This is a genomic window from Oribacterium sp. C9 (genome assembly GCF_002007235.1).
Taxonomy (GTDB): Bacteria; Bacillota; Clostridia; order Lachnospirales; family Lachnospiraceae; genus Oribacterium.
Genome location: NZ_MUHW01000006.1, coordinates 134,351 through 155,948, shown reverse-complemented (window position 1 = coordinate 155,948; position 21,598 = coordinate 134,351). Strand labels below are relative to the sequence as shown.

Genomic DNA, 21,598 nt, shown 5'->3' with positions numbered 1-21,598 from the left:
TATAAGGAGTAGAATCTTGGCAGAAAGTTTGGATTTTATTTAAGTTTGGATTTCTGAATTTATGTGGATGAATACGCCGAAGATCTGTCTTTCTTCCAAGCTCCCGGAGTCTTATCTCCACTCCACTGATTTTAAGTCGTTCATTCGGCGCATCGAGAGTCACAAAAAGAGCCGGACTTTCATCGGTTCTCAGTTCAAGATAGTCTTGCAAATGAAGCTTTGCCTTAGCATCAAAGTAGACTTTTCTCTCCTTACCGCCTTTTCCAAACACAACACATTCTCGCTCCTCAAAGTCAATATCGGAAACATTGAGATTAACAAGTTCCCCTACACGTATTCCGGTGGAGTAAAGCAGATCAACTATGGCAAGATCTCTCTTACAGGAACAGTTGTCACGAAGCCTCTCTATATCTTCATCGGATATCACTTCTTTGACCTGCTGATTGGTTTTTATTTTATGAATACGTCGCATAGGACTTTTCAAGATATAATTTTCTTCTTCGAGCCACGAAAAAAAGCTTGAGATATTGCGGCGAATGTTATCTACTGTAACCTTCCCGCAATTATTGATTTTCTGATAATCAGAAAGATAATGTCTCATATCCTCGGTAGTTATTCTCCTGACAGAAAGTTCCTGCTGCTGAAGCATTTTTTCAACGGTTACACGATAATACTGTATAGTTCTCTCAGAACATCCTTCTATGGCTTTGGCATCAAGGAACATACGAAGATATTCTGAATTAGAAATTTCTTTCTTCTCTTCTTCTCTTTCCGCAAAAACTCTCAGCATTACTTCCTGAAGCTTTTTCATTTGCGGAACCGAGAGATACTCTGACATTTCATTAAGAATGGTTACAACCTTTTCCTCCATGCTGGTACGCCCTTTCATTACCAGCATCCTTCAACCATTCTCTTTACTATAATCACTTTCGGCCATTAACAAATTTTTCATAAAATAGGCTTTTACATTAGTAGTCAGCAATAAATCCGAAATAATAATCTTACAGTAAACCGACAGATTGCTAAAAAGATCCCGTTGGTCATTTCATTTTGACCAACGGGATCATCATTATCCTTTCAACAGTTTCTCAAGTTCTTCCATCTCTCTTGCAATATCTGCTTCTATGGCTTTTATATTTGCCATGATTTCTTCTGTTGGCGGGTACTCCACCTTCTGATACTCAACTTCTTTGTATTTGTTGATTGAAAGGTCGTAGTCATTGTCTACGATTTCGTTTTTAGGAACTATAAAAGATTTCTCTGTTCTCTTTCTTTCTGCTTCTTTGTCAAGATTTCTATATCTTTCTATGATATCCGGTATATCATTTTCCGCCACCGGATTACGTTTATCATCAAGGCTGAATCCGTCCGCTGTCATGTCATAGAACCAGACTTTATCTGTTCCGCCATGACCTGTTTTGGTGAAGATCAGAATGGCCGTTGATACTCCGGCATATGGTTTGAAAACACCTGACGGCATGGAGATAACCGCCTCCAGTCTGTTCTCTTCCACGATTTCCTTACGGATATCCTTATGAGCTTTTGATGAACCGAAAAGCACACCGTCGGGAACGATGCATGCGCATCTTCCGCCCACCTTCAGCATACGAAGGAAAAGCGCCAAAAACAGAAGCTCTGTCTTCTTGGTTTTACATACCTTAAGAATATCTCCCGATACGGATTCGGCGTCGAGACTTCCCTTAAACGGTGGATTTGCGAGAATCAGAGAATACTTGTCGTGGTCAGGATTCTGATCTGACAAACTGTCTCTGTATTCTATGAAGGGATTCTCTATTCCGTGAGTCATCATGTTCATGGCGCCGATACGAAGCATAGTTCTATCCATATCGAAACCATGGAACATGGAATTCATGTAATGAGCTTTCTTATCTTTGTTGAAGAATATCTCCTCTTTTCGTTTTTCCTTGAGGTACTCTGCGGCTGATACCAGGAAACCCGAGGTTCCGCAGGCCGGGTCGCATATGATTTCGTCAGCTTTTGGATCTACCAGCTCCACCATCATACGGATGATATGTCTCGGTGTTCTGAATTGACCTGCAAGACCTGCTGATGCAATTTTATTCAGCATATACTCATATACGTCACCGCGCACATCTGTTGACTGAATCTCACTCATTAGCTGATATATTTCATCAAGAGAGTCAACAACCTTGGAAAGAAGTAAAGGCGTCGGCAGTTTGAAGATGGCATCATCCATATATTTGGAATACGCGCTGTTTTTGTCGCTGTGAAGTCCCTTTATAAAAGGAAATACCCACTCCTGCATCACTGTATACATTCTGCCGGCAGGAAAATCATGGAACACTGACCACTTAAGCTGTTTTCCGTCTATGGTTCGTTCACCTATCTTTACTTCCTCAGAAAAGATGCTCTTGTAGGGAATACCCAGCATGGCACTTTCTTTCTCTTTCTTGTTATCTGCATCATCCAAATCCCTGATGAACATAAGATATGTAATCTGTTCGATGACTTCCAGCGGATTCACAAGTCCTCCCGCCGCAAATACATCCCAAAGCCCGTCTATCTTATTTTTCAGCTCACCTGTAATCATTGGTTTTCTCCCATATCTTATTATGCTTTATACCAAGATGTATATTTCCTTCCAATCTAAGCATGCATCATTATACTCCTGATAAAAAAATGTGGGAAGCAGAGCTTCCCACTCATTAAACTTCATTTCTTCATCGATTCTATGGTCGGAAGGTTAATGTAAATCTCGGTGACATTATATTACTCGGAAAATCTCTTAAAAACAAGAAAAGTCCGTTCTTTAATGTCTGCCATTCATCATTTCATCATCCCATTTCTTTTTCCCACACAAAAGGTTCCTACGATATCGCCAAACACATTATTGGCAGTGTTAAGAGGATCTGTTATGGCATCTATACCTATAAAAATCGCAAGTGCTTCCATAGGCACATGGAACTGCATAAGAAGTACTGACATACATATGGTTGAAACACCGGGTATTCCAGGAGCTCCAAAAGAAAGTAAGACAATAGTCACTATCAAAGATACGATCTCGCCGCCCGATAATTCAACTCCGAACACTTTTGCCAGAAACAGCGTGGAGATAGTAAGGACTACTACAAATCCATCCATATTTATGGTTGCTCCAAGTGGAATGGAAAATGAATACAGCTTGGGAGAAATATTAAGCTTTTTATCACAGGTATCCATAGTAAACGGCATGGCAGCGCTGCTTGAAGACAGGGCAAAAGCATTTAGCCAGGCCGGTACGGCATTTTTAAAAAAATCAAAAGGATTGCTTCCTGTCATAATAAAAACTATGGTTAAATAGAACACCAGCATCACTATCATTCCAAGTAAGATACAGAAGAACAATGACAGCAGCGTCTTTATCAAATGGAAATCCATAGTCATAACCATAGATCCTATAAAAGCAAACACTGCTATAGGCAGACACTTTGTAATGGTAGAAGCCACCCTAAGAAACACATCGTTTGCCGCAGAGATAAAAAAAGTGATTTTCTCAGTCTTTTCACCCATAAGCGGCACCACTCCTCCAACAAGTATGCCAAGGAAAATAAGCTGCAGTGTAGCGGAATCAACAAAGGCACCAACAAAATTGTCAGGAACTATCCCGATAATCGTATCAAGGATGCTGACCGTCTCCTGTTCTCCGACCTGTTGTGTTGCACTTATCATGTACGAAAGTTCATTAAAGGTTCCCGGATTTATGATATTATATGCAGTAAATGCAACTATGGTAGCTACAAAGGTAGTCATGGCATAAAAGCCCATGACACGGACACCTATCTTCCCCAATTCACTGAGATCTGTAATGGAAGAAACCGACGCAGCAATGGAAAAGAATATAAGGGGAGCAATAACTGCTTTTAAAGCATTTAAGAATATGGTCTTTATTGTCATAAACACATATTCATTTATTGCGTTACATATATTGCCGCTTAATGCAATTCTCATGAAGCTGCAAAGGATTACCGCAAGAAGCATTGAAAACAAAACATTTATAAGATTCTTTTGACTTGATATTCCCGCAGTTATGACAATCTTATTGGTTCCGTTTCTGTAGCTCTGTCTGATAATATCGCTGTTGGCATTGATTATCATGTTCCTTATAGCAGCCTCGGCATTGGGAGCGGATTCATAGTAGTCGAAGTCAGAATTGAAATTCACTGTCCCTGCCTTTACTTCATTCCTGCTTTCACTCATAAATGTTATGGTGGTTTTTCCCAAAAATCTTTTTACACGTATGATCACAGGACGATTTTCTTTTGTAACCTTAAAGAGCTCAACGAGACACTCCTCCGCAAGAAGCACTGCCTTTGACCTGTCCTTGACACCGGTCTTGCATTCTGTCAGCCTGTTTTCTATAAATTCTATGGCATTTGTTAAGTTTCCCTGCTCCGGCGACACTCTTACAGTAAATTCTTTCATCCCCGCCTCCTATTTTACAATTGAATTCACTTTTTAAACATATTGTTGTTTCATGCATTAAAAATGTCAGTAAATTACTATATCAGTTTTATCGTCACCATCGGATTTCTTATAATTTTTTCGTGAAATGATCCTCATCAGGATGCACATCTATACAAAAAAACTGCCGCATCCGGATTTTTTTATCCTTCATGCGACAGTCTTTGCTTCAGGAAAACGCTGATTAAAGTGTTTCCTTAATATGCTTTATATTTCTGCGGTGTATTTCTTCTCACCTGCTTCACGAGCTCATCATTGCCCTCGATATACATACATACCTTGTTTCCGTTTCTGACATAAATATATGCATATTTCTTATCTTCAGGGCCGTTGCCGGAATAGTCGAGAATCTTTGCATTTCCCATCTCAGTCTTTGCTGCATCCGAGTTCTTCGGTGCAAAAAGAACCAGTTCCTCAGCGTTTGTCTCTACGATCTTTCTTCTGCGGGATTTGTTAAGAACTTCATCCAGCTCGAAACTTCCGCCGAAATAAGTGTATTCGTATTCTACACTTGAAAAAAGCCATATCCCATAGTCTGCGGCGATCATTGCAAGAAGCAAAAGCAGTGCAAAGGCATACTGAAGTGCCAGAAACAGTGATATCACCGTAAGAACCAAAGCTCCCACAAAGGCTGCCTTCCAGTAAACAGGATCATTTCTTTTCACCATGCGCTCTACATATTCATCCATATATCTCTCCGTTCCGCCGGGTCATATGATTCATCGGCATATCTTTTAGTTTAGAAAAAAGCCCGAACTGCTTTTTCGCAGTCCGAGCTTAATTATACGAAATTTATATTCGAGGTGCAAACGTAATGATGCTTCCCTCTACAAGCATAAAGTCCTTAGGATTGCTCCGTTGCTTCGCAACTCTCGCAATCCTACAGATATTCGCAAATCGCTCCTCTCTCTTCGTTCGAGTAGCTTTTTTGCTCATATCTGTTAGCGTCGCCAGAACAAAAGTGCTCTTGAAAGCAAGCTTTCAGATCACTTCCGTTCTGCGACCGGGCTTTATACACTTACATCATTCCCATTCCTGGATTTGGCATAGCTGCAGGAGCCTGAGGTTCCTTTATATCAGCAACAACCGCTTCTGTTGTAAGAAGTGTTGAAGCAACTGATGCAGCATTCTGAAGAGCTGTTCTTGTTACCTTAGCAGGATCAAGGATACCAGCCTCAAGCATATCTACATACTCCTCGTTAAGAGCATCGAAGCCCTGTCCTTCTCCGGACTCCTTAACCTTGTTAACGATTACTGCGCCCTCAAGACCTGCGTTTGAAGCGATTGTGAAAAGAGGAGCCTCAAGTGCCTTAAGGATGATTCTTGCACCAGTCTTCTCATCACCCTCAAGCTCTTCAACAACCTTCTGTACAGACTTCTGAGCGTGGATGTACGCTGTTCCGCCGCCTGCGATAACACCCTCTTCAACTGCTGCACGTGTAGCATTGAGAGCATCCTCCATGCGGAGCTTAGCTTCCTTCATCTCAGTCTCAGTAGCAGCACCTACGCGGATAACTGCAACACCGCCTGAAAGCTTTGCAAGTCTCTCCTGAAGCTTCTCTCTGTCGAAGTCAGAAGTTGTTGTAGCGATCTGCTGCTTGATCTCAGCGATACGAGCCTCGATGTTAGCCTTCTGGCCCTCACCGTCAACGATGGTTGTCTTCTCCTTGGAAACCTTGATTGACTTGGCACGTCCAAGCTGCTCCATAGTTGTATCCTTGAGCTCAAGGCCGAGATCTGAAGAGATAACCTGTCCGCCTGTAAGGATAGCGATATCCTGAAGCATTTCCTTACGTCTGTCACCGTAGCCCGGAGCCTTAACAGCAACAACGTTGAATGTTCCTCTTAACTTATTTACGATAAGAGTTGTAAGAGCCTCACCCTCAACATCCTCAGCGATGATGAGAAGCTTAGCGCCGCTCTTTACGATGTTCTCAAGTACAGGAAGGATGTCCTGAATGTTTGAGATCTTCTTGTCTGTGATAAGGATGTAAGGATCATCAAGATTTGCTTCCATCTTGTCCATATCTGAGCACATGTAAGCTGAGATATATCCTCTGTCAAACTCCATACCTTCAACTACATCGAGCTCTGTAAGCATGGTCTTTGACTCCTCAACAGTGATAACACCGTCCTTGGAAACCTTCTCCATAGCGTCGGCAACCATCTCACCAACGTGCTCGTCACCTGCAGAGATACCTGCAACCTTGGCGATCTGCTCCTTGCCCTTTACCTTTGAAGACTGAGACTTGATTGACTCAACAGCAGCCTGAACTGCCTTGTGGATACCCTTACGAAGGATGATAGGGTTAGCACCTGCCTCAAGGTTCTTCATACCTTCCTTAACGATAGCCTGTGCAAGAACTGTAGCAGTTGTTGTACCATCACCGGCAACATCGTTTGTCTTTGAAGCAACCTCACGAACGAGCTGTGCACCCATGTTCTCGTAAGAATCCTTAAGCTCGATCTCCTTTGCGATAGAAACACCATCGTTTGTGATAAGTGGAGCACCATAGCTCTTATCGAGAACTACGTTTCTTCCCTTAGGTCCGAGTGTAACCTTAACTGTATTTGCAACCTGGTCTACGCCAGCCTCAAGTGCTTTTCTGGCCTCAACGCCATACTTAATTTCCTTAGCCATTTTGAATTCCTCCTAAATGTCTGAATTACTTCTCAACGATAGCGAGAATGTCGTTCTGCTTAACAACTGTATACTTCTGTCCGTCAATCTCTACCTCGGAACCGGCATACTTTGAGAAAAGAACGTGATCACCTACCTTAACCTGCATGGTGATGTCCTTACCATCAACAACTCCGCCAGGACCAACAGCAACAACAACTGCCTGACCAGGCTTCTCCTTGTCATTCTGTCCAGGAAGAACGATACCGCTGGCTGTTGTCTCTTCCATCTTCTCTTTCTCGAGAACTACTCTGTCAAATAATGGAACTAACTTCATCTGATTGACCTCCTAATTTATTACCTTCATAGGTTTTGTATGCGGGTCTTCTGCCAATGCTTATCTATAGACCTTTGTGAAAACCCTCATGGGCACCGGATATCTAAAAATCCGATAACCTTACTATCATTACCTCTGTGCCTTTGACATCTACAACTTATCTCTAGCAACAAATCGTATTATAAAGCCCGCTATTAGCAACGTCAAGCGTCGAGTGCTAATAATTTAAATATTTCACATTTGCTTCACAAATGGATATAAAAAAATCCGCGCTTCTGTTTAAAAAGCACGGATTTTTAACCTTTATCAGCCTATATCCACTTTCGGCAGATCAAGTTCTTTGATCGTTGCCACCATTCTGATGAACACCACACATATGATACTCAGAGACATTGCCACTCCATTTTCAACCTGTGAACGCAGCAGAAAAATATATGTAAGACACCCAAGTATGGATGCTATGGCATATATGTGCTTGCTGAAGATCATGGGTATCCTTTTGACTATTACATCCCTTATGAGTCCGCCGCCGGCACCGGTCATCACTCCCATGAAAACCAAAAGGAAAAGATTGGTTCTATATCCTGCCGCCATGGTCATGTTCACACCATATATACTGAAGAGCCCCAATCCCAGGGAATCAACTATGTTGTTCATGTTTTCGATCTCTCTGGTATGACTTAAATAGTAATCTCTCTGCCGGTAGGCAAGAATGAATACCAAAAGGGATGTGACCACCGATACTATAATATTCGGATAATTGAAAAAATTGGGCGAAGGCACCAGACCAAGCAGTGTGTCACGCATCACTCCGCCGCCCATAGCTGTAATAAGCCCTAAAAGGATCACTCCGAAGAGGTCCGTTCTTTCTTTTATGGCTATCATCGCACCTGAAATTGAAAAGGCCACTATTCCCGCCATATCCACTATAAAAATAATATTATCAAAATCTGTATGCATATACATATTTAATTATTTCGTACCAGTCGGAATAAACTCAAGCCTCAATCGCATCCCAAGGCCTTTTGCAATTCTCTTCACCATAGCAAGACTTGGATTTCGTGTACCGTTTTCTATGCGACTTATATCAGCCTGTGTGATACCGGTTTTTACCGCCAGTTCCCTTTGGGTGATATTCTGTGCATTACGCGCCTCAATTAGTGCCTGTATAATATCATACTCTGGTTGTAATGCATCATACTCTGCTTTTACATCAGCATTTTGCAATGCTTTTTCTTTATAATCTTTATACCTACTCATTGCAATACCTCCGCTCATAATCCGCTTTATATTTCTTTGCTAATTCAAAGTCTGCTTTCGGCGTCTTTTGCGTTTTCTTTATAATAGCTTCAGTATCATAGAATTCAATTTCATACATACTATTTCTCCTATAGTTACAATATGTCGCATTCGACATATTGTCAATAATTTCCATATAAAAATCAATCTATACGGATGATATCAGAGAACCGTAACTTTGCATATTGTCTAAAAAACGACTATATTGCCCCATTTAATCAACAAATTAAATCAGGCAGGAGGGATTTATCCACTCCTGCCCGGTTTGTCATTTTCAGAATTTTCCTTTTTTCCTGTACCACTTATAGAAGCATATACAGATGATGGCACTTAGAAGCGAGCCCGCCGGAGCCGCAAGACCCATGGCGTAAAGTGAATCAGGACTTAATTCCGTTGCAAGCCATGCTCCCGGAATACGCACCAGAAGCACTGACAGCACGTTGTGTATGAAACTTAGTATAGAAACATTGCAGGCGCTGAAATATCCGGAAAATGGAAAATGGATTCCCGCCACAACGCAGTCCAGCACATAGGTCCGCATGTACTGAACAGAAAGCTCACGTACAACAGGGTCTGATGTAAACATTGAGAAAACCGGCCCTGAAATGAACTGAAAAAGTACCGCAAATATAAGTCCGATTCCGGCTGACATCATGACTCCGTACTTCAAAGTCTGACGGGCCCTCACTCTGTCTCCCGCTCCTATGGACTGGGCGGCGATGGTGGAGACTGTGGAAAGCATGCTGGAAGGCACCAAGAACAGGAAACTGATTGTTTTTTCAACTATACCTACCGCCGCAGAAATATCCACGCCTCTTCGATTTGCGATCACAGTTATCACGAGAAATCCGATCTGAACGAATCCGTCCTGACAGGCGATGGGAAAGCCGACCCCCAGTATCTTTTCCAGCACCTTTCTGTCAAGCATGAAATCCGCCTTATGTACAACAAAAAGCTTTTTCTTCACTATGGCCATCAGGGCAATGACTACACTTACTCCCTGAGCCAGCACTGTACCGTAGGCGGCACCGGATGCCCCGAGTGCCATGGGGCCCATGAAAATGAGGTCAAGAACTATATTCACAAAGCAGGCGATGGCGATAAACATTAGCGGACTCTTTGAATCTCCCATGCCTCTGAATATAGAACTCAGTATGTTGTAAGCTATGATGAACGGAATTCCCGCAAAGCAAATGGTGAGATAACTGACGGTTCCCGGCACTGCCTCAACAGGCGTTGAAAGAGCCGAAACTATGGGGTGAATGGTCATGATTAGAATCACAGTAACTATCACTGCGACTCCTGCGAAAAGCGTCACCGTATTTCCGATGGCGCGGCTAACCTTTTTCTCATCCTCAGCTCCCACGAACTGACCGATCATGACTGTCGAACCCATAGCGAGTCCCACCAGCATAACCGTAACCATATGCATGACCTGTGAACCAATGGAAACTGCGGAAATCACATCCGCACCGTTGAACTGCCCTGCTATAAGAAGATCCGCAAGCCCGTAGAGAGTCTGCAGAAAGAAACTGAGAAGATACGGCAGTGAGAACCATATCATATTATGTAAAAGATTTCCCTTGGATAAATTATGTTGTGCCAATGCTGCCTCCCGTAAAAAATGTGTCCTATCTCACAAATTTTAATTTGACGCAAGGGATTTTACAACAGCATTTAGTGAATATCAGGCATAAATCAACTATTAAACTAAATATACGCACGCAAACATTTCGTGTGTATATTTAGTTTAATGAACCACCATGCAGAGTTGGTATAGATATAAATATAAACTGCCGCACCGAGATGGGAGTCCCATCTGTCGGTACGGCAGTTCTATTATGTCCGCTTCTTTTCTTTCTTCTTCCCACCGCGGTTCACATAAACTATCAGCAGTATAAGAAATACCAGTCCGGCGATGGCAGCTGCTATTTTACCTGCAGGAAGCTCCTGCTTTGTGATAAGGATGTCAAGCGTCCTTTCGCCCGTAACAAAGACGAGATAATCTCCGAAATCCTCCGTAGCCTGCTCATGTCCGTTCACAGATAAGCTATATCTGCTCCATTCCGGTTTATGGACGCGGATCTTACGTTCAGTAAGTGCGTCTTCAGGGATCTCAACCAGATAGTGGTTTTCCTCCGGCATGGAGAAGCCGAGCACATCCTCTTCCATGAACTGTCCATCCACCATGATGACAGGTTTATTGCTGTCCTTATAGTTCTCGGGTGCGTTCAGAAGTGCCACCGGCAGATAGTAAGAGGCATTGACAACCAGATCATCCTCGATGACCGTATCCATGGGAGCATCCCACTGTATGAAAAAGCCCTCCTTTTCTTCCGGCTCAGGGAACGGCACATCCTTAAGAACAGTTCCGGGCTTTGCTTCCTGCATGTCAAGCAGCATGCCTCCCATCCTGAACTGTACAAGCAGCGTGCCGATGGGCACAGATGACTCTTCCGCAAGTCCTGCATAGTCTATGTTGTCGATGGCTCCGTAGTTTCCTCCGAAGTAGACATTACCCTTAAGTTCCGAAGCATCCAGCTTCTCAACCTGTCCCGAAACCGCCCCGGCGTACTCCTCTTCTCCGAGGATGGTAACCGCCGCACTGTTGTCAGTCAGTGTCGTTCCGTAGCCGCTGATTCCACCAACATTTTTCTTTCCTGTGATACGGCATCTTGCAGTATTTTTATTGAGCTTTCCATCTGCGAAGCCCGCAATTCCGCCTACAAAATGTCCATCCTGAGCTTCCACATCACCTGTGTTTTTACTGTCTGTGATGTAACCTGTCTCCATCTTTCCGCAGATACCGCCGGCATAGTTTCCGCGACCTTCAACACTTGCCTGATTTTCAGATTCTATCACAACAGCCGACACTCCGAAGCTGTAGTCCAAAGAGCGGTCATTTGATCTCCGTATATCCTTGTCGGGATCAAGGTCGAATTCTATGCCAATAGTACCTACGATGCCTCCGACTCCTATGTCTCCTGAAATGTTTCCCGAATTTCTGCAGCGATAGATCCTGGAGGTTGAATTCTCATTATTTGAAGTGTCCTTAAATAGGTCTTTCTCATCAAGCTTCCCGTTAAGACGCTCACGTTCATTCCGCAGCAGATCGGTAATGCTGTTGAAACGGCTGTTGATAGCACTTAGATTGTCCAGTACCTCGATGCTGTCATCCCGTCCGAAAGCGCTCAGGCTGTCAAGCTGTGAAGAAAGACTGTCAAGCTGTGCATAAAGATTGTTCCCTGCCGCACGCACCACCGGATTACTATCCATATGTATATTGACCCTTCCCGGTAAGCCGGACAGAGTTCCTCCCACAGAAGAGCTGAACCTAGAAAGACCGTAAGAAGCATCATCTATACTGTTCAGAGAATTAAGGAGATTGCTGACCGATGATTTAAGCGCTGTTTCCCTGCGGGAAAGATCAGTCTGTACAGCCCCGGATACTATGAGATCCCTCTGCTGTCTTAATCCATCGAGATAAGTACGTATAGCCTGCACATCCCCCATCATCTGGTTTACATGGGCTACTCCATCTGAAATTCTCGCCTTTCTCTCTTCCGGAGTTTCAGGCAAAAGATTGTTTTTTGCTTCATTTATGAAGTTACTGCTGTAGCTAAGATCCTCTCTGAGCTGATTATTACGGGCAATCAATGCATTTTTATCATCCTCTGACAAAGAAAACGCATACGCAATATCGTCAATCGAGGCATTAAGACTATCCGACATACTGCTGAGACTGTCAAAGCTGTCATCCAGATAATCCATGTCACCGCCTATATCCCCTGTGGCATCAAGTATGGTCTGTGAATTGGTGTTTATGGATTCTGAAAGCTCGTCAAAACGGTCCAGAGAGGCATTGTATATGGTATTTGTGGAGTTCTTTACCTCTGTCAATGTCTTTGAGATCCCATTCAGTCTCGCATAGGTACTGTTGGTTATCCCCTCTGTGGTATTTAGGGTATCCGTAACCAGAAGATTTATGGAATCGATCTCATCCGATATGGAGGCAAGCACATCCTTTGAGAAATCCAAAGTTATCTCCGGCTGCTGCTGTCCTGCTATACCTCCTGTGTCCTTTCGTCCGAACACAGCGCCCTTGTTCACGGAATCCTCGATGGCTCCGCCGTTTCGTCCGGCTATACCTCCTGTGTTGTATCCCAAATGGCTGTATCCTGTGATTCCGGAAGTCTCACAGTTCCGTATGGTTCCGCTCTTCAGGTTATAGCCTGCGATACCACCTGTATCTATCCTTGTCTTGAAATTCTCCACATTATTAATGGAACGGGTTATGAGAATATTTTCCAGAATATCCTTGATGTCCTCAGTGGACACACCTGAATCCCGGACCGAAGTATTGACCCTCGCGGCACTTGTACAATCCTCGATAAGCCCCGCATTCCTTCCGGCTATGCCTCCGGTACCGTTGTCACCCTCCAGAGTTCCGGTCACATGGCATGCACGGATGATACCTGTCTCCCCGTTCACTGCAGCCAGAATTCCCGCCGTGGTTTTTCCGTTCACAGTGCTGTTTACAGTGACACCTTCCACAGTACCGTAATTTTCCGACACAAAGGCAGCCGTTCTGTCACGTTCCGATGTGTTCACAGATGTAAGCTCCAAAGCGAAGACACTACCCTCAGAACCTATGGTACGAAACATCGGATCCTCTGATCTTACATTTGTGATCTTATGATTATTTCCCTTAAATGTTCCGTTAAAGTAGGAAACCGCAGGAAATGTTTTTTCAGAAGAAAAATCCAGATCCGTATTGAGGCTGACTGTCATTCCGTCGGACCAGACATTGGAACGGCACTGCTTCGCAAAGTTCTTATAATCCTCCATTGAGTTAATATCAAAGCTATGGGTCTTACCTGCTTCCGCCGCAAATATAATTCCTGACACCATCACTGAGACAGTCAAGATCATCCCGAAAAATATGGAGGCTTTTACAAGGTATTTATTCATTCTCTTCATGATCCATATACTCCTCGATATTCTGTCCTTCATTCTCCGCAAGCTTCTGAATGTCCCCGGAAATGATTGACGCCCGCACATCTCCGCGCACGATGCCGTGTACTGTACCGATGATCTGTCCGTCGATATGACCTGTTATCCTTCCATCGACCCTGATGATGCCGCTTTCCGCCCTTGCCTTGATGGGTCGCGCAACAGAGAACTTCGTTATGGCGATGATCTTATCTCCCAAAAGGAGGATCTGGGGCAAAACGAAAAGAACCAGAAACATCGAAAGAAGAGTTCCTCTGCCAATGCTTTGCCCGATACCGGCGATGGCTCCGTCGGATGTGAGAAAACCGATAACGGTTCCTGCGATGGCCAGGATGGAGCCCGAAGTAATGATGGTCGGAAAGGCAAAATTTACTGTTTCAATGATTGCCTCCTTACGGCCCATGGTCTTACGATTCTCGTCATATCGCGATCCGATAACGATTGCGTAGTCGATATTTGCACCCATCTGAATGGAAGAAACGATAAGGTAGCTTATGAAGAATATATTTTCCTTCATAATGGTCGGGAATGAGAAGTTTATGAATATTGAACCCTCGATGACCATGATAAGAAGGAGGGGCATTCCCACGGATTTGAAGGTAAACAGCAGGATCACAAGTACGAACAGCAGTGATACCACTGAAACGATGATGTTATCAGTCTCGAACTGGCTTCCCAGATCCATTTCAGATGTGGATTCACCCACTATCAGAACCTTATGAGCAGGATCTTTATCCATTTCATCCTCAAAGATGGGATCTATCTTTCTGTGAAGTCCCCTGAGAAAACTAAAGGTCTCAGCGCTCTCCTCAGGAAGGTTCAGGTATACAAGCATTCGCTCGTAGCTTTCTCCCCGAAGCTGCTTTTTTGCCATCACAAGCTTATCGAAGGTGTCGTCTATTTCCGCACGATCCTCCTCATTGAGTTCCACATAGCCTTCGTCTATTTTATCGTGAAGGAACATGAATACATCGATGAATGGTATCTTGTATTTGTCGATTCCTCCGATGATATGTCCGTATTCATCCCTGTCTGAAGCGTACATGCTGTACACCATGGCCGCCACATCATAGTCAAGATCCGCCATCTCCGAGAACTGTCTCGGAGTCAGAGGCTGCGAAACCATGTACCCTCCCTTGGCTTCAGTATTGGAAAGGGACGTAACACTTTTCACCTCCGGCATGGACTCAAGCGATGCCGCAAGACGTGATATCTTATAGTAATCATGGCTCGGCATGTTAATGGCGATCAGGTTATTGCTGCCAAAGGTATCCCTGATCATATCCTCCGTGATCTGAGCCGCGCTCCTGATGGGAGTCTTCAGATTGGAGTAGCCGTAAACATAAGGACACTTGGAAGAAATGAAATATCCCATAGCGATGATCACCAGAAATACAGGTGGTATAAACTTCTTTGTCGCGTACGCAAAACGTCCCACAAAAGGAATCTTTGGGACAAGATTTTTATGCTTCGTCTTCATCATGATGTTTGAAAACAGCACAAGAAGCCCCGGCATCAGAGTGAATACCGCAAAGAGGCTTATGATGATGGATTTTGTAAGGGTAAGTCCCAGATCTCTGCCCAGTCCGAATCCCATGAACAAAAGGGCCAAAAGTCCCGAAATAGTCGTCAGGGAACTGGATGTGATCTCCGGTATAGAGTGGCTAAGCGCTATGATCACCGCATCACGGGTGTCATAAAACTCCCTCTGCTCCTTGAAGTGATTACAGAAAATGATGGCATAGTCGATGGAAAGTGCCAGCTGAAGAACGATGGCAACAGAGTTGGAAACAAATGAGATAGTTCCCATCATATAATTGGTTCCCTTATTGATAAGAGCCGCAGAACCAAAGGTAAGAAGAAGCACAGGAACTTCTCCGAAGGTTTCAGAAGTCAGTATAAGCACCAGAACAACAACCGCTGCCACTATTACGATGATGACCTGCATCTCCTCTTCGATGGCTTCCGCCTGCACATCTCCAAGAGTCGTTGAGATATGAAGATCGTAGGAGCCAAGAGATTCTTTAAGGGCATTCAGAGAATCCAGACATCGCTCATCATCTTCGGGATATTTGAAGACCACATCAAAAAGCGCGGAAGAATCATTATAATGCTCCCGTATCTCGTCTATGGTGAGTTCCTCATCTTCCTTGGCTATTTCTCCCGATGCCGGATTCAGATATGCCGGAAGAAATCCCGTTTCAAACACACCCGGTGTCCCCTTAATGGTATCACACACGGAAAAGGCCTCCCTGAGGGAAATGTTAGAAACCATGACTTTGGCTGAGCCAAAGGTAGTATACTCACTCTCCATCAGATTCATGGCCTGTTTGGTCTCAGTATCTTCACTGAGATATGCCGAAAGATCATTTTCCACAGACACCCAGTTCTGTGAAAACACCGAGAAGATGATCAAAATGAAATAAATAAGAAAAAACAGATTTCGTTTATCCACGATAAACGAACATATGGCTACCAACGGTGATTTCTGATTTTCCATCCCCAACACTCTCTTTCTAAATACCCGTCTTTTTTCATCAAAACCTCTATAAGTACTATGTGTTTTTCTAAGCAGCGCCCCATAAAACGATACTTACACATATCCTTGTAACTTATTTCGTCTTAAAAAAAAACATAATAAGATATTTTTTCAGGAAAGCTCATCCTCAGGATAAAAGCTTTGTGCGACGCAATTTTCAACAGGCTGGTGCTACAACCTACGCCCTTACGAGCACGACCCACTCAGTGACGCATAACAGTCTTTTCACGAAAAAAAGCCACCGCACACTTACATGTACAGTGACGTTGATGTATCTTCCATTTCAGCCGGAGGAATTATTATTTGCCTGGGCCGGAGGACAATCCATTAAAAAACGTTGAGCGAGGACGTGAAAAATTTAATTCAGCCCCCTTAGAAGCACTTAGTTTATTTTCCTTGACTCCCTCGACAACGCTGAGTTTCCATCAGGGAAACTCAGTGATTGGCGAGGGCTTAGTGCTTCTTAGGGGGCTGAATTTTGATTTTTCCGCCGCAAGCGACCCGTTTTTTGAGGATGTCCTCCGGTCCACGGCTAGAATTTATTTTCCGGATGAACCGTTACAATTCAGCTGAACAGCATCCTGAAGGCTTCCATCTCCGCGTCATCCTGTGAGGAACCATTGTCCTCGAAGTGATTTACGGCAGCCAGGACCTTCTGGTAGTCGTTGGGAACGATCTTCTTGAAGCTCGGAAGGAATCTGTCGAAGTTCTCAAGTATCTCTGTTCCAAGCTCTGAACCTGTTTCCAGAACATAGTCCTTCAGTATATCCTTGAGCTCCTTTATGTCATAACGCTCTGTGACCTCCTGAAGAGATACCATGTCCTTGTTGAGCTTAAGATACAGAGTGTGATCCATATCAAGAACGTAAGCAACTCCGCCGGACATACCTGCAGCAAAGTTCTTTCCGGTCTGTCCCAGGATCACCGCACGACCGCTGGTCATGTACTCAAGCCCATGATCTCCGCAGCCCTCCGCAACAGCCGTAGCTCCCGAGTTCCTGACGCAGAATCTCTCTCCCGCTACGCCTTCCACATAGCACTTTCCGCTGGTCGCACCATAGAGGGCCACATTACCGATGATAATGTTTTCACTCGGACGGAATGCACTGTCCTTAGGAGGTGTAACGATGAGCTTTCCGCCGCTTAAGCCCTTGCCGAATCCGTCATTGGCATCGCCACGGAGTCTTATGGTAAGGCCCTTCGGAATGAATGCGCCGAAGGACTGTCCGCCTCCGCCGTAAGCATTGACAACAAAGGTATCGTCCTCAAGCTCAGGTCCCTTTGCTCCTAGCCAGAAACGGTCTGTGATCTCAGAACCGAGGATGGTTCCGAAGGTACGGTTGGTACTTGAGACCTTCACCTTCTCCTCATGATGCTCACACTTATCCATGGCATCCTTGAACTTGGGAAGAAGTGTGGCCTCATCCACTGTCTTCTCCAGATGGAAATCGTAAACATGCTCAGGATCGAAGTGACGAACATTCTCAGGAAGACCTGCAAATTCAGGATCCAGGATCTTTGAAAGATCAACCTTGGAGGCTCTCTTTGTATAAGAAGCTCTCTCCTCGGAAACTCCGAGACAGTCGGTACGTCCAACCATCTCCTGTACGGTTCTGAATCCGAGCTCTGCCATGATCTCACGCATCTCCTGAGCTATGAACTTCATGAAATTCATAACGTACTCAGGCTTGCCCTTGAACTTGGCGCGGAGCTTCTCGTTCTGGGTGGCTACACCGAAAGGACAGGTATCCTTGTTGCAGACACGCATCATCATGCAGCCGAGGCTTACAAGGGCTGTTGTTGCGAAGCCGTACTCCTCTGCACCGAGAAGTGCTGCGATAACGACATCACGTCCTGTCATGAGCTTACCGTCCGTCTCCAGCATTACCCTGTTACGAAGACCGTTTCGGATAAGGGTCTGATGAGCCTCTGTGATACCAAGCTCCCATGGAAGTCCTGCATGGTGGATGGAGGTCATAGGTGCGGCACCGGTTCCTCCGTCATAGCCGCAGATATGAATTACCTGAGCTCCTGCCTTTGCAACACCGCAGGCAATGGTTCCAACTCCGTTCTCGGAAGCAAGCTTGACCGAGATTCTGGCACGGCGGTTTGCGTTCTTTAAATCATAGATAAGCTGGGCCAGGTCCTCGATGCTGTAGATATCATGATGAGGCGGCGGTGAAATAAGTGACACACCTGGAGTTGAAAATCTGGTCTTTGCGATCCATGGATATACCTTCTTTCCCGGAAGGTGTCCGCCCTCGCCGGGCTTTGCGCCCTGAGCCATCTTTATCTGAATCTCGCTTGCAGAATTGAGGTACGGGCTCGTTACGCCGAAACGTCCCGAAGCCACCTGCTTGATGGCAGAGTTACGCTCTGTTCCGAAACGTGAAGGATCCTCTCCGCCCTCACCTGAATTGGACTTTCCGCCGAGACGGTTCATGGCGATGGCCATGGCCTCATGAGCCTCGAGAGAGATGGAACCGTAGGACATGGCTCCTGTCTTGAAGCGCTTCACGATGGACTCAACTGGCTCGACTTCGCTTAAGGGAACCGGCTCCTGCTTCGGCACGAACTTCATGATTCCTCGAAGTGTATGAGGAACCGGGGACTGGTCCACCATGGCGGTGTACTCTTTGAATTTCTTGTAATCCCCCTTCTGAACAGCCTTCTGCATGGTCATGATGGTCTTCGGATTGTACAGATGGTCTGCCTTGTCCTTGCCGCGGAAGAAGTTTTTGCTGTTAAAGCATGCGGCATCCGGTGCGTCAACATTTTCACCCATAGGATCGAATGCAAGCTCATGTCTCCATGTCACGCTCTCAGCCACATCCTCGATGCCGATTCCTCCGACTCTTGAAACGATGCCCGTAAAATACTTATCAACGAACTCACGGCTAAGACCGATGGCCTCAAATATCTTTGCAGACTGGTAGGACTGGATGGTTGAGATTCCCATCTTTGCCGAGATCTTGACTATTCCGCCCATTACAGCCTTGTTGTAATCCTCGATGGCTGTATGTGTATCCTTGTCAAGTATGCCCGCCTCGATGATCTCCGCTATGCACTCATGCGCAAGATATGGGTTGATGGCTCTGGCACCGAAGCCGAGGATGGTTGCGAACTGATGCACATCACGGGGCTCCGCAGACTCAAGAATAAGGGAAACCGCAGTACGCTTCTTGGTGAGGACCAGATGCTGCTCCACGGAGCTCACCGCAAGAAGTGACGGAATAGCCACATGGTTCTCGTCAACTCCCCTGTCGCTCAGGATGATAATGTTGTAGCCCCTCTGGTATGCACGGTCCACAGAGATATTGAGCTGCTGGAGAGCCTTCTCAAGTGAAGTGTTCTGGTAGTAAAGAAGCGAGATCACTGCTGTCTTGAAGCCGGGCTCGTTAAGCTCCTTTATCTTCAGAAGCTCAACTCCCGTAAGAATAGGATTTGAGATCTCCAGAACCCTGCAGTTGTCAGCATTGTCCTGAAGGAGATTTCCGTCGGAACCAAGGTAAACTGTGGTGTCCGTAACCACCTTCTCACGAAGTGAGTCGATAGGCGGGTTGGTAACCTGCGCAAAAAGCTGCTTAAAATAGTAGAAAAGAGGCTGATATTTCTTGTCGAAAACCGCAAGAGGCGTATCGTGACCCATGCAGGATGTTGCCTCCACACCATTCTGAGCCATTGGCAGGATGATGTCCTTAACGTCGTCGTAGGTGTAGCCGAAGACCTTGTAAAGCTTCTCTCTCATTTCTGCAGAGTGAGTCTCCACCTTATGATTCGGAATCCTGATGTTCTCAAGATGCAGGAGATTTCTGTCAAGCCACTCTCCGTAAGGAGCCTTTTCAGCATAATGCTTCTTTATCTCCTCATCCGAAATGATCCTCTGCTCCTTTGTATCCACGAGGAGCATGCGGCCCGGCTGCAGTCTTGACTTTTCAACTATATGCTTCGGGTCAATGTCAAGAACTCCGACTTCTGAGGCAAGAATAAGCCTGTTGTCATCGGTAATGTAATATCTTGAAGGGCGGAGTCCGTTTCTGTCGAGGGTCGCTCCCACCACATCACCGTCTGAGAAAATGATGGCTGCAGGACCGTCCCATGGCTCCATCATAGTTGCATAGTAATGGTAGAAATCCTTCTTCTTTTCATCCATGAAGCGATTGTGCTTCCATGGCTCCGGAATGGTAACCGACATGGCAAGAGGCAGCTCCATACCGTTCATGTAAAGGAACTCGAGGGTGTTGTCCAGCATAGAAGAATCCGAGCCGTTTCTCTCAACAACAGGGAAGATCTTCTCCACTTCCTTCTCAAGGAACGGGCTCTGCATGGTCTCTTCACGTGCCAGCATTCTGTCAATGTTTCCGCGGATGGTATTGATCTCACCGTTGTGGGCCAGCATACGGTAAGGATGGGCTCTGTCCCAGCTTGGAGTTGTGTTGGTAGAGAATCTTGAATGGACAATGGCTATGGCTGTCTTGTTGTCGGCATCACGAAGGTCGTCATAGAAGGCACGAAGCTGTCCCACCAGGAACATTCCCTTGTAAACGATAGTCCTGGAGCTCAGTGAACAGATATAGGTGTCCTCTGAGGACTGTTCGAACTCTCGTCTCAGGACATAGAGACGTCTGTCGAAATCGATGCCCTTATCATAAGCCTCAGGGCGCTCGATGAAGCACTGCTCGATATGGGGCATACAGTCAAGAGCCACCTTGCCGAGGATCTCAGGATGTGAAGGCACCTCTCTCCATCCGAGAACCTTGAGTCCGTTCTTCTTCGCGATCACCTCGAACATACGCTTCGCAAATGCACGCTTCTTCTCGTTTTCAGGGAAGAAGAACATACCTACACCGTAATCTCCAGCTTCCTTTACAGCGATTCCCGCCTTCTTTGCGGCCTTTTTGAAAAAGTCATGACAGATCTGAATAAGTATTCCTACACCGTCACCCACCTTTCCGGAGGCATCCTTTCCTGCTCTGTGCTCCAGCTTCTCAACGATGCTTAAGGCATCATCAAGGACCTTGGTGTCCTGATGTCCGTCAATGTTTACAACTGTACCTATACCGCAGGCATCGTGCTCCAGATCCTCCGGGTGACGATCCTTAACAGGGTTCCATAATTTGTTGTGGCCGCGATAGGCTCTTGGAACCACATAAGAGTTTCGGTCCCTGGCATCAGCAGCCTTCTGGTTTAATTTTCCATAATTGTCCATTTGTATACTCCCTCTAAACTCGTATTCCATCTCAGGATAGCCGGGATTTTTAAAAGCTGCTGCACTGTCCCAGCCCCAAAATCCCATCAGAGTGCCCGT

General features: G+C 45.3%; 13 protein-coding genes. All 13 read right to left on the bottom strand.

Annotated features, from left to right (window positions below; all coding sequences use genetic code 11):
* On the bottom strand, window positions 1-871 hold an 871-nt coding region (locus BXO88_RS05825; RefSeq protein ID WP_078036811.1), incomplete at its 3' end, for a tyrosine-type recombinase/integrase.
* 198 nt (window positions 872-1,069) lie between these two features.
* A complete protein-coding gene (locus tag BXO88_RS05820) occupies window positions 1,070-2,572 on the bottom strand; it encodes a class I SAM-dependent DNA methyltransferase (protein WP_078036801.1) in 1,503 nt (500 codons plus the stop codon).
* 236 nt (window positions 2,573-2,808) lie between these two features.
* On the bottom strand, window positions 2,809-4,443 hold the full coding sequence (locus BXO88_RS05815; protein WP_078036800.1) for a dicarboxylate/amino acid:cation symporter: 1,635 nt from the start codon (window positions 4,441-4,443) through the stop codon (window positions 2,809-2,811).
* A gap of 236 nt (window positions 4,444-4,679) precedes the next feature.
* Entirely contained in the window at window positions 4,680-5,171 is a 492-nt protein-coding gene (locus tag BXO88_RS05810) for a DUF6106 family protein (protein ID WP_078036799.1), read from the bottom strand.
* A 329-nt stretch (window positions 5,172-5,500) separates the two neighbouring features.
* Entirely contained in the window at window positions 5,501-7,123 is a 1,623-nt protein-coding gene (gene groL, locus BXO88_RS05805; protein ID WP_078036798.1) for a chaperonin GroEL, read from the bottom strand.
* A 25-nt stretch (window positions 7,124-7,148) separates the two neighbouring features.
* Entirely contained in the window at window positions 7,149-7,439 is a 291-nt protein-coding gene (locus BXO88_RS05800) for a co-chaperone GroES (RefSeq protein ID WP_044993547.1), read from the bottom strand.
* A gap of 306 nt (window positions 7,440-7,745) precedes the next feature.
* The gene (locus tag BXO88_RS05795) at window positions 7,746-8,405 is read right to left on the bottom strand and encodes a trimeric intracellular cation channel family protein (protein ID WP_078036797.1); all 660 of its coding nucleotides are present in this window, start codon (window positions 8,403-8,405) and stop codon (window positions 7,746-7,748) included.
* 6 nt (window positions 8,406-8,411) lie between these two features.
* Window positions 8,412-8,699 (bottom strand): helix-turn-helix domain-containing protein, encoded by a 288-nt coding sequence (locus BXO88_RS05790; protein ID WP_206099967.1) that lies wholly within the window; start codon window positions 8,697-8,699, stop codon window positions 8,412-8,414.
* A complete protein-coding gene (locus BXO88_RS16965) occupies window positions 8,692-8,817 on the bottom strand; it encodes a hypothetical protein (RefSeq protein ID WP_256363650.1) in 126 nt (41 codons plus the stop codon). The genes BXO88_RS05790 and BXO88_RS16965 overlap by 8 nt, the downstream gene beginning before the upstream one ends.
* Before the next feature lie 195 nt (window positions 8,818-9,012).
* Complete coding sequence (locus BXO88_RS05780; RefSeq protein ID WP_330395090.1) at window positions 9,013-10,344, bottom strand: MATE family efflux transporter; 1,332 nt, start codon at window positions 10,342-10,344, stop codon at window positions 9,013-9,015.
* A 233-nt stretch (window positions 10,345-10,577) separates the two neighbouring features.
* Window positions 10,578-13,718 (bottom strand): hypothetical protein, encoded by a 3,141-nt coding sequence (locus BXO88_RS05775; protein WP_078036796.1) that lies wholly within the window; start codon window positions 13,716-13,718, stop codon window positions 10,578-10,580.
* A complete protein-coding gene (locus BXO88_RS05770; RefSeq protein WP_078036795.1) occupies window positions 13,702-16,251 on the bottom strand; it encodes an MMPL family transporter in 2,550 nt (849 codons plus the stop codon). Before BXO88_RS05770 ends, BXO88_RS05775 begins: the two co-directional genes overlap by 17 nt.
* A gap of 604 nt (window positions 16,252-16,855) precedes the next feature.
* Complete coding sequence (gltB, locus tag BXO88_RS05760) at window positions 16,856-21,499, bottom strand: glutamate synthase large subunit (protein WP_078036808.1); 4,644 nt, start codon at window positions 21,497-21,499, stop codon at window positions 16,856-16,858.
* Window positions 21,500-21,598 lie beyond the last annotated feature (99 nt).

Excerpts from the sequence above, each read along its gene's own strand:
- BXO88_RS05820 (WP_078036801.1), bottom strand. The coding sequence starts at position 2,572 with ATGATTACAGGTGAGCTGAAAAATAAGATAGACGGGCTTTGGGATGTA.
- BXO88_RS05815 (WP_078036800.1), bottom strand. The coding sequence starts at position 4,443 with ATGAAAGAATTTACTGTAAGAGTGTCGCCGGAGCAGGGAAACTTAACA.
- BXO88_RS05810 (WP_078036799.1), bottom strand. The coding sequence starts at position 5,171 with ATGGATGAATATGTAGAGCGCATGGTGAAAAGAAATGATCCTGTTTAC.
- groL (WP_078036798.1), bottom strand. The coding sequence starts at position 7,123 with ATGGCTAAGGAAATTAAGTATGGCGTTGAGGCCAGAAAAGCACTTGAG.
- BXO88_RS05800 (WP_044993547.1), bottom strand. The coding sequence starts at position 7,439 with ATGAAGTTAGTTCCATTATTTGACAGAGTAGTTCTCGAGAAAGAGAAG.
- BXO88_RS05795 (WP_078036797.1), bottom strand. The coding sequence starts at position 8,405 with ATGTATATGCATACAGATTTTGATAATATTATTTTTATAGTGGATATG.
- BXO88_RS05790 (WP_206099967.1), bottom strand. The coding sequence starts at position 8,699 with ATGAGTAGGTATAAAGATTATAAAGAAAAAGCATTGCAAAATGCTGAT.
- BXO88_RS16965 (WP_256363650.1), bottom strand. The coding sequence starts at position 8,817 with ATGTATGAAATTGAATTCTATGATACTGAAGCTATTATAAAGAAAACG.
- BXO88_RS05775 (WP_078036796.1), bottom strand. The coding sequence starts at position 13,718 with ATGAAGAGAATGAATAAATACCTTGTAAAAGCCTCCATATTTTTCGGG.
- BXO88_RS05770 (WP_078036795.1), bottom strand. The coding sequence starts at position 16,251 with ATGGAAAATCAGAAATCACCGTTGGTAGCCATATGTTCGTTTATCGTG.
- gltB (WP_078036808.1), bottom strand. The coding sequence starts at position 21,499 with ATGGACAATTATGGAAAATTAAACCAGAAGGCTGCTGATGCCAGGGAC.